We start from the raw sequence: 13,480 nt of genomic DNA, 5'->3' as shown, positions 1-13,480 counted from the left end.
ACCCGTCAGCGAACCGCCCACAGTTACTATCCGGGGGACCGATGTGTGTGGCATGCGAATCACTGACGACGACGGCGTGTTGCGACTCACCTTCGACCGACCGGACGCGCTCAACGCGCTCACCGGGGAGACCGCCGCCGAACTGGCCGATACGATCGAGGACGCGACCCCCGAGGCGTACGACGCGATCGTCCTCACGGGCGCGGGCGAGGCCTTCAGCGCCGGCGGCGACCTCGAGATGCTGGCGGAGACCCCCGACAGCTCGCAGGACGCCTACGAGAGTGTCACCGAGACCTTCGGTCGCGTCGTCGAGGCGATGCTCGAGTGTCGAGTGCCGATCGTCGCGAAGGTAAACGGCGACGCCATCGGTGCGGGGCTCTCGGTCGTCGCGCTCGCCGACATCGCCTATGCCGCCGCTGACGCGACGTTTTCCTGCGCGTTCGTCAGAGTCGGACTGGTGCCCGACACCGGCGGGACCGTCATGCTTCCCCACATCGTCGGGCTGCGAGCCGCGAAACAACTCGCGTTCACCGGCGAGTTCTTCGACGCCGAGCGTGCGGCCGACCTTGAGCTGGTCAACGAGGCGGTCCCCGCGGCGGAGCTCGACGACCGCGTCGCCGAGACCGTCGAGCGACTCGCCGACGGTCCCACGGCTACGATCGGGCTGATGAAACAGGCCATGCACGAGAACCTGGGCCGCTCCTGGGACGAGGCACTGGATTACGAGAACCTGCTCCAGGCACAGGCCCGGACCTCCGACGCCCACGAGGAGGGCGTAGCCGCCTTCTTAGAAGATCGAGACCCGGCGTTCGAGTGACTCCGCGCGGTGGTCCTCACACGCTTGGACGACCGCAAGCACCCGCAAGCACCACGACCTTGCGCGAATGGAGCGTCAACCGACGTGCAATGTTCTCACAGTTTACCGACGACGACATCGGCAAACGCGTCGTCAACGCCAACGGTGACGAAGTCGGGATGGTCGCCGACGTCGACCACGGCACGGCCCACGTCGAACCGGACCCCGGAATCACGGACTCGATCAAGGCGACACTCGGCTGGAGCGCTAGCGGCGAGAGTACCTATCCGCTCCAGGCAGCGGCAGTCAGTCGCGTAACGGACGACGAAGTCCATCTCGAGACCGAACTCTCCGGCCACAATACGGGAGCCACCGGTGGGTTGGATCACGAGACCGGAACCGAGGACCGCGGCATCGATCGGGACGAAGACGATATCAGCGGTCGGGACGACGAAGGCGTGATCCGCGACGATGACGACGGTCCGATGGGCGACGATACCCGGTAACCCGTTTCTGCCGCCCCCTCGAGCCGGCGGTCGCGACCACGATCCGATTCCGTTTGCGGTTCGACACCATCGATCCGAGTGACTCCGCCGGCGTCGCCGATGTCACGCTCCTCGAGTGGCAGCTGGGTATCGGGAAGCGCTGCCCCCGTGGTTCACTGCTGGTTCGAGCCCCGCTTTTCGTTACCGCTGTTCTCTTCGGTCCGCCGCTGGGGTTGCTCCGACGTCACATCCGTCTCCTCTCTCGTCCGCCGCTCGCGGGACCGGGTCGTTTCATCACGGTCCCGGTCGCGGCCGGCGTCCGCTGCCGACTCCTGCCTGGGTCGATCGCGCGCGGCCGATTGCCCGCCGCGCCGGTGTCGGCCTTGCTCCCCTCCCTCGCGTCGGTCGGTGTCGATTCGCTGTGAGTACTGGTCCCGTAACCGTCCCTGGTCGGTTCGTCCCGGGGGTGACTGCTGGCGTTGGGTTGGCTGCTCGTGCTCTCTCCGGCGCTGTGGCCGGGCACCGCCGCGGGGCTGCCCCCCGGGCTGTTCAGTGCCCTGTTGTGTTCCCGGTCGCGGCTGTGCTCCCTGTGGGCGGGGCTGTTGTTGCCCCTCGAACTGCTCCTGTCCGGAGCCCCGCCGTTCTTCGGCTCCCCGCTGGGGCCGGTCGGGTTCGCCACTCTGTGACTGGCCGCCGAACTGTCCGGTCCCGACATCGCTCGAGCGTGTGGGTGCAGCCGCCATCGGCTGTTGCTGGGGGCTGGCCGCGCCGGTCGACTCGCCGCCGTATTCCTGTGGCGTCACCCACTCACCCGTCTGTGGGAACTGCTGTGACTGTTGGGGCTGTGGCCGCTGCTGTGACTGTTGGGGCTGCGGACGGCCGCTCGGCATCTGTTCCGGTTGCGGCTGTGCGTACCGTTGGCCGCTCGCCTGCGGTTGTGGCTGCATTCGGGGCTGCGGCTGTGATTGCGGTCCCTGTTGATGCCCCCTCTGCTCTGCCATCCCGCTCGGTGCCCCCATGCCCTGCATCCGGGTCCCCATCTGCTCCATCTGTTCCATCTGCGGCTGGGCGGCGGCCTGCATCCCCTGTTCCATCACCTGCTCCATCTCCGGCATGACGGCCTCCATGCCCTGCAGATAGCTCTGCATCATCGACTCGGTAAACTGTGGCCCCGGCACGCTCTCGAGCATCGATTTCGTCATCTCGAGGCCCTGTTGCTGGGCGGTCTCCTGCCACTCGAGCGCGCTCAGCGTCATCCGGGCCGCGTTCCGCTGGAGATCCAAGAGCTGTTCCATGGCCTGTTGGCTCTGGTTCATCGTCGACTCCGCCATCCGTTCGGCGTTCGTGTCCGTCGACTGCTGGCTCTGTTGCTCTCTCATAGTCATCACCTGAGGATCCACGACGGTCGCCGATCCTCGGTCACGACTGCAGGCGACCGAGACGCAAATAAAGGGCGTCGTCGGTTGCAGTCGATCGGGCGGCCCAATCGCTCGTAACCGACCGACGCCGGATCGAAAAGCCGGGCCGGCGATCCCATCGCGTTGTGCCCGAGTAATCCGTGACAAGACCGGCCACGGGTGCGTAAGAGCCGCTTACGATCGGTTCGAGCGGGCGGCGGACCGTTCGCGGAGTGGCGCGCCCACGTCAGGGGTCCGATTCCGTCCCCGGGTCGCCGTGTGTCACGCCGTCGCGCTGGTCGGCCTGCATTCGGCGCAGTGCCGCGCGTCCGTTGCTCGCCTCGTAGCCGAAGCAGACGCCATCGGCGTACTCCTCGGCGACCTCGAGCGCGTGGATCAGGTTATCGATGTCGACGTTTACGGCGTACAATTCGATATTAAACGGCGTGTCGAGCGCGCTCTCGAACCCCTTCGCGATCGTCTCGAGCCAGTAGGTCGTGCCGTATGCCGTGTCGTACAGCGGGACGACGAACTCGTCGACGTGGTCGGCGATCGCCTCGAGGTCGATGCCGGCGCGCTCGTAGAGGTGGCCGGGGTACGGGTCGGGATAGAGCGTCATGTAGACCGTCCCGGGAATCCGGTCGGCGGCTTCGGCGACGAAGTCGGTGATGACGCTCGCCCGCCACGCCATGCGATCGTCGTACTCGCTGGCGTCGAAGGCCTGCTCGCAGACGCCACACCGGCAGTACTCCGCGCGGGGAAAGCCGATGTCGTCGAGACGGACGTCTTCGTTTGCCGCGACGCAGTCGTCGATGACCTCGAACAGGCCCTGCCGGTAGTCCTCGCGGGAGGGACAGATATACGCCCAGTCGAAATAGGACCGTTCGCGGTCGGCCGGCCGACCCATGTCGTCGACGGGCACCAGCGACGGATCGGCGTCGGCGGCGGCGTTGTCGCCGAAACACGAAACCATGTTTACCCCGTCGGCGATCGGTTCGGCGGACCGGCCGGTCACGTCTTTGACTTCGTAGAAGCCGCGGTCGAACTCCGGCCACCGTACTTCTTCGGCGTTCCGGGTGACGACGCCGTACATAGCTCAGTGTACGCCGCCGTCCCCGTAAGCCGTTCGGAATCGGCGCTATTCTTCGGTCGGTTCGTAGTCGACTTCGACGTCCGACGAGCCGCTAAACACGACCTTGTAGAGGACGGCGATGACGAACAGGGCGAGCGCAATCTTGGCGGTACGTGACATGTACGTCGGAGAAAACGGCCGGGAAATACTTATGTATTCTGGATACTCGTCTCGACGAGAGAATCGGACCCGTCGGCCACGACGCCCGGATCAGGTATCGATCAACGACGCGATCTCGTCGCGAACGATCGTCTCGCAGTACGAACATCGGACACCGTCCTCGAGCACTGAGAACCGCGAGGTGACGGGCTCGTCGCCGGTCGTGATACAGCCGGCGTTGGGACACGAGAGGACGCCCTCGACGACATCGGGGCGTTCGACGCGGTGTTTCTCGACGACGTCGTAGTCGCGGACGATGTTGATCGTCGCATCGGGTGCGATCAGCGAGAGGACGTCGACCTCGTCCTGGCTGAGTTCGCGACCCTCGACCTTGACAATGTCCTTGCGTGCAAACCGGTTGGAGGGAACGTTCATCCCGACCGAGACCTCCTCGCCGTTGGTTCCGTCGATACCCAGTATCGCGAGGACGTTCAGCGCCTGTCCGCCGCGGACGTGATCGATGACGGTTCCGTCGCGGATCTTGCTGACCCGCAGTTCGTGGTCGTCGTTGCCGTCGTGGTGGTCGTGATCGTCACTCATCGGTCTCACCTCGAATGCCCCGGTCGTCGCTCAACAGCAGGTCCAACAGCGCCATCCGGACCGGGACGCCGTTGTGCGCCTGTTCGAAGTACGCCGCGTGGTGAGTCTCGTCGATCTCGGGCGCGATCTCGTCGACGCGGGGCAGCGGATGCATCACCGTCAAGTCGTCGCTCGCGGCTTCGAGGGTCTCGGCGTCGATCTGGTACTCGCCGGCGACCTTCTGGTACTCGTTTTCGTCCGGGAACCGCTCGCGCTGAATTCGCGTAACGTAGAGCACGTCCAACGAGGGGAGCACCTCCTCGAGCGAGTCGTGTTCCTTGATCCCCGTGCCGTCCTGTTGCTGGTGGAGGTCGTAGACGACTTCACGGGGCAACTGGAGGCTCTCCGGGCTGATGAAGTGCTGTTGGGCGTCGAAATTCGTCAGCGCGTAGGCCAGCGAGTGGACGGTCCGGCCGTACTTCAAGTCGCCCATGATCCCGATGGTCAGGTCGTCGAGGCCGGCGTTCTCCCGGATCGTGTAGAGATCGAGCATCGTCTGGGTGGGGTGGTGGCCCGCGCCGTCCCCCGCGTTCACCAGCGGAACGTCGACGAACTCGCTAGCCATCGTCGCCGCGCCCTGTTTGGGGTGGCGCAAGACGAGTCCGTCGGCGTACCCCTCGATGACCCGGACGGTATCGGCGAGCGTTTCCCCTTTCTTCACGCTCGAGGAGTCGACCGAGCCCATGTCGACGACGTCGCCGCCGAGTCGTTTCATCGCGGTCTCGAAGCTCATCTTCGTCCGCGTACTCGGTTCGAAGAAGAGCAGGCCGAGCAGGGTGTCAGTGTGGCGGTCGGCGACGGCCGACGGATCGGCGTCGATCTCGGCCGCGTAGTCGAGGACGGTCTCGATGTCCCCCCGAGAGAGTTGTTTGCTCGTGATGAGGTGATCGTGGCGCATTCGTTGTCGTTTGCGTACGCTCTCGGGACCACCTTGAATCCCGCCATTTGTCGTCGATAGCGATCGACGACTCGGCCGCAGGCGGTAGCCGCTCGATTCTGAACACGGGTGGCTCGCCAGTCGAGCCTGACCCGCAGCTGACCCGTTCGATCGAACGCGTTGCGTGTTCGTCTCACACCGTCGCACCCATCCGCAGTCGGACGGCGACGAGCAGTTGCACCGGACGCCGGTCCTGACCCTGCCACGGCCGGTTGACGAAACGTCCGAACAGCTATCCACGATCGTATAGGAACAGTGGTAGGGTATTCGATCGCAGTACCCCACCTCAATTGAGTGACCGAATGGGAGTGGTTCACTTAAATATATTAATTCAGTAAAATATATGTGTATGGCTCATTGATATTAAGGCGGGATGTCTGATACCCCTCGTTTGAAACGCCGTACCGCATTACGAACGATCGGTCTCGGAGCAACTGCGCAGTTGGGTTTTGGTCTGGTTGCCGGTGATACGGCAGAGGGCGAACAGCGGCTAGAGATTGATGACATCAACGAAGAGGTCCAGAAGGCGTGGCAGTCGACCGTGCGTCGACATGGCGAGGTCGTCGACACTGAGTATGCCGCGATTGGACCGACTAACGTAGCGCACTCAAGCAAGCGCTTAGCGTCGGTGGCAAAGGCGAACCGAGACGACGGTCGGTCGATGATGATCCAGCGATTGGAGTTCGAGGACGGATATACGGCCGAGGTCACGACAGCGATGGACCGCGACGGCAGCACGTTCCTCAAGAAGATTAATGACCAGCGGTTCAAGACCATCCTCTCGTCTGACGACGTGGGATCCCTCAAGCAGAACCAACGGGAAAAGGTCGTCGCTCACTCGGAGAGAGACGCCGACTTCGCTGCCTCCGCCAATCCCAGCAAAAACCAAGTTGCGGACCTATCGAAGAAGTCCACCCTGAGCGCCACGTCTTCCCACTACGATTACTCTGCCACCGAGGCGGATGACGGCGACAGTGACCGGAACTGTCCCGGACCCTGTTGGGTGCAGGGGATCAACTGGGCAACTGATGTCGACGAAGACGACAATCGGTGTGGTGTTACGGTGACTGACGCTGCCGTCTCTATCGAGGCGGATGCCTACGCAGAAGTCTACACGTTGGTCGACAATGACATGAAGACAGGTGATTTCGACATCACGTTTGATGGGTATACTGCAGGGACGGTTTCCAGCCTCGGGATGGCCGCCGGGACGGACTTCCTCGGGTTCGTCAGGAACGTCGACAAGGACACACAGGATTCGATCCATCTCGGGACGCTAAGCTCGGATTGGTATGACGCCGTCGACATCATCGACGAGCAGTGGGGACCAGGGGACGGTGCGGGGCCAGGTGACGACGCCCCGTATACTGATTACGAATTCACCACGGAACTGATCGAGGGTGACACATACGCGTTCGGTATCCGAATGGCGGTTGACTTGGCCAACCTGTCGCTTCCTGGGGCGATCACGATAAACTTCACCGATACAAGCAACCCCCTCGACAAGGGCTTCGGCATGTCGTACAACGTCATCGGAGCGGACTATAGTAGCAACTGAACGTCATTGCACACCTGATCGCACGAGGGCATTGCGATCAGTGTGTAAATCGTTTCAATTGCTACTATAGTAAAAGCGAGTTTATCCAGTCCGTATCGGGACCCCACTGCGGTTCCTTTTGTCGGCCGCCACGCGAGCGGTCAATCGCGATTAACCACTGTGGACGATCGCCGAACACGTAGGCGAGTGAACGTCAGACGCCACTGGAGAGGTTCCGAACGGCGAGACAGGAACTGGTGCGTCGGACCGAGCAGTTGACGTCCTCGGAACCTGGCATGGAATCGATGTCACAGGAAACTCCGGCCCGCTATGAGTCGTGGGCATCCCACGAACGCGAGCAGTCACATCTGGCAAAGTGAAGAAGTCGGAAGCTTAGGCGTTCGTACTCGAGTTCCCGGCGAAACGTTCGTCAAGATGGTAGGCGGCATAACTGAACACTGCGACCAGGACGAGCGTGATCGTCATTCCCAACAGACTGGTCGGGTCTGCGACGATCGCCGCTGCCGCCACAGTGCCAACAAACATACCGACGAACGCGACGAGGATCGTTCGGAGGGTACTAAACATGGATTTTCCTTTTCCTTCCAGGTGTATATTTTTTACGTCAGTATATTGTATAATCCCGAATCATCCGTACGTGCAGCCGGAGGCCCTGGAGCAGGATCGACAGATCGCCGTCTGCTATCGGATATAAATATTATCCATCGCAATTTTTTGTTCGGATGCCCGTAACGATAGTATGCGTCTTTCGGCTCGCTGGCTGTACGCTCGTTCCGCGTGGAACCGGTCCTGGCTGTGGGACGTTGGAGCATTGCTCTCACTCATTAACGGCGAGGTCCTCATACAGGTCGGCGCGGAGCGAGCGCCGGACTGCGCTCTCCCCGTACTTTTCGTGGGCGGGTTCGGGGCAACGTTTCTCGCGTTTCTCACCATGGACCTGCTCGTCCCCCACCGGCTACCGATCGTCACCGCCACCGGAACCTACCAAATCCTGATTTCGGCGGCAGTCGTGGGTCCATTCTTCGCCAGCGCGGCCGTCGGCGCGGCGCTGCTGCGGTCCGGGACAGCGCTTGACGAACTCGTCTTGGTCGTCTTGGGGAACGCTGCGTCGCTCACCGCAACGGTACTCGTGGTAGCGTACTACTCGCGGGATGGTGCCTGAGGACAGCGCCGGATGCAAGCAGGTGACTACCCGTCACGGACGGGAGCAGTCCGCCTCGGAATAGGAGGCCAGCCTCCCGTAGAGACCCGCTGGTCAACGGCGCCTCAGTACTTGGGTAGACACTCGAGCGCGACTGTCCCTACTGTCCGTCCCGCGGTACACCACGGATCGGACATCTTCGGCTTAGGCTCTAACACGCAACCGCTGAACACCACTACAATTACGATCGACTAAATCAAGCGCTGAATGGCCGAACACCAGCCGAGGAGGTGCTGAACTAGACCGTTCTGAACGCTGTCAAACCCCTCTTTCAAGAGATAAAGAAATATACCATCTAATTTGGAACATTTCATATATTTCGGGCCAAAAACGCCGAAACATGGTTGCAGAGCTACGCATACTGCTGGAACAAGCTAATCTGAACAATACCATTCCGACGAAGGCAAAGAATTATGCGGGCAGTACAGCAAGAGCATATACCGCATGGTCGGACGGTTAGACACTGGGATCGACGTCCTCGACCGGAAGCTCGACGGTGGGCTCCCCCCGGGGTGTATCGTCGCGTACACCGCCGAGCCGGCCAGCCAGTCCGAACTCCTCCTCTACGAACTCACGGCCGCCCGCGGCACGCTGTATCTCACGACCGAGCGCGATGACGACGCCGTCCGCCACGCCATCGAGACCTCGCCCTCCTCGGTCGGCAGCCCGACGGTCAGACACGTCACCGGCGACACGCCGCTCGAGGAGGCGACCCGACTCATCGGAGCCCTCCCCGACGGGGCCAACCTCATCATCGACACGATGGACGTCCTCGAGCGCTGTGACACCGACGAGTACATCGCCTTCCTCAACGAACTCAAGTCGCACATGCTCGAGACGGGGAGCATCGCTGTTCTCCACTGCCTGAAAGGCCGAGACGAGCCCGAGAACCGTGTGCGGACTTACCACGCCGCTGACGCCGTCTTCGATCTCCGAACCGAGATCGCCGGCACCGAACTCGAGAACCACCTGACGATCCCCAAGTTCCGCGGCGGCAGCCAACCGACCGACGCGATCAAACTCGAGTTGACGGAGGAGGTCGCGATCGACACGAGTCGCGACATCGCGTGAGTGGGCCGACTCGCCGCCGCCGACGGACGGACCCAGTCGCTCCCGTCGGATCCCGTTCGGGCGTGGAAAACGTCGTGATCACGGCGGTCCGTTCGGTGACCGTCGCGGCGGCGTCACTGGTTGAACTCGCCGGTCTCAGTGGGTGATCCCGGTCCCGGGGCATGCCTATCGAACCGCCCATCGGCGGCTGGGCTTACGAGTGGGGTGCGAAAAAGTCGCGAGCGCACGCTCGTGGTCGTCACCGAGCCGAACCCGGCCGGCGACTGCGGCGTTCTTATTCCTCTGCGCCTTCGAGTTCGTCGACGATCTCGTCGGCATCGACGTCGGCGTCCTCGAGGGCCTCCTCGATATCGCCGCCGCCCATACCGCCCATGCCGCCCATCATACCTCCCATGCCCATGCCACCCATGCCGTCGATGACTTCCTGGACGATGACGCGGTCGACGCCGACCTTCTCGATGATGTCCTGTCCGATCTGCTGTTTGCCCATCATCCACTGCTGGTTCATCGTCATCTGGGGCGTGGCCTCCAGATAGAGCGTCTCCTTCTCGACGGTTTCGGTCTCGAATTCGGGCTCGGCGTCTTCGTCCTCGTCGTCGTCGGGTTCGACGGGGACCTCCTCCTCGACTTCGTCCGTCTCGATCCAGAGCTCGGGCTCCATCCCGAGGTACATCTCGAAGAGGCCGGCAGCCTGCTGCTCGCGGTCGTCGACTACGTCGGCGATCGTGTACTCGTACTCGACGTCGTCACCCGCAAGCGGGTGGTTGAAGTCGACGCGGGCGCGTCCGCCGATGATCGTGCTGATGTAGCCCTGCTGGCCGTCGATCTGGACGTTTGCACCGGGATAGCGGTCGTCCTCGTCGATCTTTTCGGCGCTGACGGTCTGGACGTCGTCCGGGTCGTACTCGCCGAAGGCGTCCTCGGCGGGGACGATCACGGTCCCGGAGTCGCCGGGCTCGGAGCCGACGATGTCGTTTTCGACGGCCTCGAAGATGTGGCCCTCGCCGACGACGATCGTTCGCGGCTTGAACTCCTGGCCCTGCTCGTCGACGCCTTCCTCCTCGGCGACTTCGGGGTCGGTCGTATCGACCAGCTGTTCGTCCTCGGTCGTGTACGCGGTGTACTCGAGTTCGACGAAGTCGCCGTCCTGCAGTCCGTCGGCGGTTTCCTCGGCTACTTCCTCGTCGACGTCATCGGCCTGCTCGTCGAGCTCGGCCTCTTGATCCTCAGTCATACGTTGTACGTCCCGCCGTCGACATTTAAGTACGACGTTTTCGAACGAGAGCGACCGATACTTACGACCGCCGACCGTCCCCCCGGGCATGTACGAGGTCGAAGTGAAGGTCCCCGCCGATCTCGCGGCCGTCCGCGACCGCCTCGAGGCCGTCGAGGCGCGGTCTCGCGGAAGCGTCGTGCAGATCGACACCTATTACGATGCCCCCCACCGCAAATTCACCGAGACCGACGAGGCGTTGCGGATTCGATCGGAATGGACGGATCGCGGGTCCACTGACACCCACCTCACCTACAAGGGCCCGCTCGTTGACGACGAGTCCAAGACCCGCGAGGAAGTCGAGACCACTGTTGGCGACCACGAGAAGACCGACGCGATCCTAACGAACCTTGGCTTCGAGGCCGCCGCGACGGTCCGCAAGGAGCGCGAACGGTTCGCGCTCGAGGGGTATACCATCACCCTCGATTCGGTCGACGACGTCGGCGAGTACGTCGAAGTCGAAACCGATGTCGAGGACGAATCCGATCTCGAGGCGGCTCGCGACGGAGCCTACGACATCCTCGAGCGACTCGAACTGGAACCGGACGACCAGCTTCGGACGTCCTATCTCGGCTTGCTGCTGGGGTCCGAATAGGCCGTTCGCCGACAGATACATAACCGATAAGCATTTTCCCTTTCGTGTCTGTTTTCGCAAGTTATACCACCGCGCTCCGTTTAGAGCCGCCAATGAGCGAGCGGAATATCCGGATCGAGTCTATCGCCCGGCAAGCGGTCGAGGACCAGGAGGTCGAAATCGTCGAACGAAAGGGGATCGGACATCCCGACTCTATCTGTGACGGCATCGCCGAGAGCGTCGCGGGGGCACTCGCACGCGAGTACTTGGATCGCGTTGGTGAAGTACTACACTTCAACACCGACGAGACGCAACTCGTCGCCGGCGAGGCAGTACCCGCATTCGGCGGCGGCGAGGTCGTCGACCCGATCTATCTGCTGATCGTCGGCCGCGCGACCAAACACTACGAAGGCCAGACGATCCCCGCCGAGACCATCGCCCTGCGGGCGGCACGGGAATACCTCGAGGAAAACATCCCACAGCTGACTGTCGGCGAGGACATCGTGGTCGACGTCAAACTCGGCGAGGGGAGCGGCGATCTACAGGAGGTCTTCGGGGAGGACGAAGTGAGCGTCCCGATGGCCAACGACACGAGTTTCGGCGTCGGCCACGCGCCGCTAACCGAGACCGAGCGGATCGTTCTCGAGGCCGAACGGCGACTAAACGGGGAGTACGCGGATGACAACCCCGAGCTCGGGCCGGACGTAAAGATCATGGGCAAGCGCGAGGGCGACGAGATCGACGTCACCGTCGCGGCGGCGATGGTCGACGAGTACGTCGCCGATCTCGATGACTACACCGCGGCCGTCGAGTCCGTCCGGGACTTCGTCGACGACGTGGCGCGCGAGCACACCGACCGCGATGTCGACGTTCATGTCAACACGGCCGACGACTACGACGAGGGGTCGATCTATCTCACGGTCACCGGAACGTCCGCCGAACAGGGCGACGACGGCTCCGTCGGCCGCGGGAACCGCGCAAACGGGCTCATCACGCCCAACCGCTCGATGTCGATGGAAGCGACCAGCGGCAAGAACCCGGTCAACCATATCGGAAAAATCTACAACTTGCTCTCGACGGAGATCGCCGAAGAGGTCGTCAGCGAGGTCGACGGTATCCGCGACCTGCGCGTGCGTCTCCTGTCACAGATCGGTCGTCCGATCGACCAGCCCCACGTCGCCGACGTCCAGGTCGTCACCGACGAGGGCATCGCGGTGTCGGACGTCGAGGACGACGCCGCCGCGATCGTCGATCGGGAGCTCGCGAACGTGACCGAAATCACGCGTAGCGTGATCGACGGCGAACTCTCGACGTTCTAAGCCGCACTGAGTTGTAGCCAAGTCCCACATTTATTTTGGGAGATATAAGGATCAAAGCTGGTGGTGGGAGAGGGTAGTACATATCTGGTGTCGCAGATTAGTTTTATTATCTACCATCAAAACGAAATCTATTGAGTGGCGATATTATTTAACAGTTGTATGGGGGGGATTGATGGTGAAGGTTCGCACGACATGTATTTGGAGAAGTAAATAATCAGTATGACTCCGAACAAGACATCAAACTCTACTAGCGAAGATGATTTGAACCGAGGAGAATTATTATTTCAGTTGGCTCTTGCAAGCTTTGGGCTATTTGTCGGCTTTGTTTTCAGCGTCGGTGCGAGTATGAGCCCCGGTGGGACCGTTAATATAATTTTCCTTATTTTTGGGGTTGCTCTTTTCGTTACTTCGAGTTACGTATTCTATAACGCATGGACACATCTATACAACACAAATTAAATATGGAATAGACGTGGTCGGATTAATAATCAATATTTTGAAATAATGGATTATTGAGGGGCATGTGACGTATTCTTAGATGATCTATTTGCTTTCCAAAACGCATGCCATGCTGCGGCCAAAGCAGGTTCTAGTACTGGAAGATCCACACCAGCACCGCGAGCGTACAGACGACGGTAGCGTAGTAGCGGCGAACGGGGACGCTCCAGAATGTTTCGCGTCAGGCTTGGACAGTCACGTCGTCAAGTCGTGAAGTCGGTACGTACGCGACCCCGTTCCACTGATCGAGAGCACCATGATCTCGCCACCCTCGTAGAGGACGAGCGTCCGCTGTCTATCGGCCCGGCAACATCCCAGCACTGTCTGCGAGAAAGCGACGACAGCGGAGGGACATTTCAATCATCTGGTGGGATATCATTCGAATTCTGTGGCAGTGTCGACATCAATTGGGGCCCGCCATCGGTTGGCAATTCATCTGACGACGAAGAGTAATGCCAATCCACGCTGTGTGACGACTGTTCAAACCGGTAATCCTCTGCG

Annotated in this window: 13 protein-coding genes and 1 pseudogene; 8 read left to right on the top strand and 6 right to left on the bottom strand. The window is 61.7% G+C overall.

Annotation, left to right across the window (positions count from 1 at the left end; genetic code table 11):
- The first annotated feature begins 52 nt into the window (after positions 1-52).
- Positions 53-817 (top strand): enoyl-CoA hydratase/isomerase family protein, encoded by a 765-nt coding sequence (locus C486_RS19105; RefSeq protein WP_008459179.1) that lies wholly within the window; start codon positions 53-55, stop codon positions 815-817.
- Between the two features lie 89 nt (positions 818-906).
- Positions 907-1,302 (top strand): hypothetical protein, encoded by a 396-nt coding sequence (locus C486_RS19100; RefSeq protein WP_008459177.1) that lies wholly within the window; start codon positions 907-909, stop codon positions 1,300-1,302.
- 152 nt (positions 1,303-1,454) lie between these two features.
- Here the strand turns inward: C486_RS19100 and C486_RS19095 are convergent, their stop codons facing one another.
- From C486_RS19095 to pyrB, 4 genes are all read right to left on the bottom strand, one after another.
- Positions 1,455-2,660: a hypothetical protein gene (locus C486_RS19095; protein ID WP_241432547.1), complete on the bottom strand. Its 1,206-nt coding sequence runs from the start codon at positions 2,658-2,660 to the stop codon at positions 1,455-1,457.
- 265 nt (positions 2,661-2,925) lie between these two features.
- Positions 2,926-3,771, bottom strand: coding sequence for a hypothetical protein (locus C486_RS19090; protein ID WP_008459172.1), 846 nt, complete (start codon positions 3,769-3,771; stop codon positions 2,926-2,928).
- Between the two features lie 249 nt (positions 3,772-4,020).
- Positions 4,021-4,509: an aspartate carbamoyltransferase regulatory subunit gene (gene pyrI, locus C486_RS19085; protein WP_008459169.1), complete on the bottom strand. Its 489-nt coding sequence runs from the start codon at positions 4,507-4,509 to the stop codon at positions 4,021-4,023.
- Positions 4,502-5,446, bottom strand: coding sequence for an aspartate carbamoyltransferase (pyrB, locus tag C486_RS19080; RefSeq protein ID WP_008459167.1), 945 nt, complete (start codon positions 5,444-5,446; stop codon positions 4,502-4,504). The genes pyrI and pyrB overlap by 8 nt, the downstream gene beginning before the upstream one ends.
- Positions 5,447-5,876: 430 nt before the next feature.
- Between pyrB and C486_RS19075 the strand changes: the two genes are divergently transcribed.
- Positions 5,877-7,043 carry a hypothetical protein gene (locus C486_RS19075; RefSeq protein ID WP_152419209.1) on the top strand — a complete coding sequence of 389 codons (1,167 nt, stop codon included), beginning with the start codon at positions 5,877-5,879 and terminating at the stop codon, positions 7,041-7,043.
- 372 nt (positions 7,044-7,415) lie between these two features.
- Here C486_RS19075 and C486_RS19070 read toward each other — a convergent pair whose 3' ends face one another.
- Complete coding sequence (locus tag C486_RS19070; RefSeq protein WP_008459163.1) at positions 7,416-7,610, bottom strand: hypothetical protein; 195 nt, start codon at positions 7,608-7,610, stop codon at positions 7,416-7,418.
- Between the two features lie 172 nt (positions 7,611-7,782).
- On the opposite strand from C486_RS19070, the gene C486_RS19065 reads away from it, so the two are divergent.
- The 3 genes and pseudogenes from C486_RS19065 to C486_RS19060 all read left to right on the top strand — a co-directional run bounded on the left by C486_RS19065 (position 7,783) and on the right by C486_RS19060 (position 9,315).
- Positions 7,783-8,205, top strand: coding sequence for a hypothetical protein (locus tag C486_RS19065; RefSeq protein WP_008459161.1), 423 nt, complete (start codon positions 7,783-7,785; stop codon positions 8,203-8,205).
- 206 nt (positions 8,206-8,411) lie between these two features.
- A pseudogene (locus tag C486_RS22965) lies at positions 8,412-8,486 on the top strand (IS6 family transposase); the annotation flags it as partial.
- Between the two features lie 202 nt (positions 8,487-8,688).
- A complete protein-coding gene (locus C486_RS19060; RefSeq protein WP_008459159.1) occupies positions 8,689-9,315 on the top strand; it encodes an RAD55 family ATPase in 627 nt (208 codons plus the stop codon).
- Positions 9,316-9,589: 274 nt separating this feature from the next.
- Here C486_RS19060 and C486_RS19055 read toward each other — a convergent pair whose 3' ends face one another.
- Positions 9,590-10,549, bottom strand: coding sequence for an FKBP-type peptidyl-prolyl cis-trans isomerase (locus tag C486_RS19055; protein WP_049910721.1), 960 nt, complete (start codon positions 10,547-10,549; stop codon positions 9,590-9,592).
- An 88-nt stretch (positions 10,550-10,637) separates the two neighbouring features.
- Here C486_RS19055 and cyaB point away from each other — a divergent pair, with 88 nt between their 5' ends.
- Both cyaB and C486_RS19045 read left to right on the top strand, forming a co-directional pair.
- The gene (gene cyaB, locus C486_RS19050; protein WP_008459154.1) at positions 10,638-11,183 is read left to right on the top strand and encodes a class IV adenylate cyclase; all 546 of its coding nucleotides are present in this window, start codon (positions 10,638-10,640) and stop codon (positions 11,181-11,183) included.
- 92 nt (positions 11,184-11,275) lie between these two features.
- Positions 11,276-12,481 (top strand): methionine adenosyltransferase, encoded by a 1,206-nt coding sequence (locus tag C486_RS19045; RefSeq protein ID WP_008459152.1) that lies wholly within the window; start codon positions 11,276-11,278, stop codon positions 12,479-12,481.
- The last annotated feature ends 999 nt before the right edge of the window (positions 12,482-13,480 follow it).

This window comes from Natrinema gari JCM 14663, assembly GCF_000337175.1.
Lineage (GTDB): Archaea > Halobacteriota > Halobacteria > Halobacteriales > Natrialbaceae > Natrinema > Natrinema gari.
Note: the sequence above shows the minus strand (reverse complement) of the source record. Positions and strands in the feature narration are given on the sequence as shown.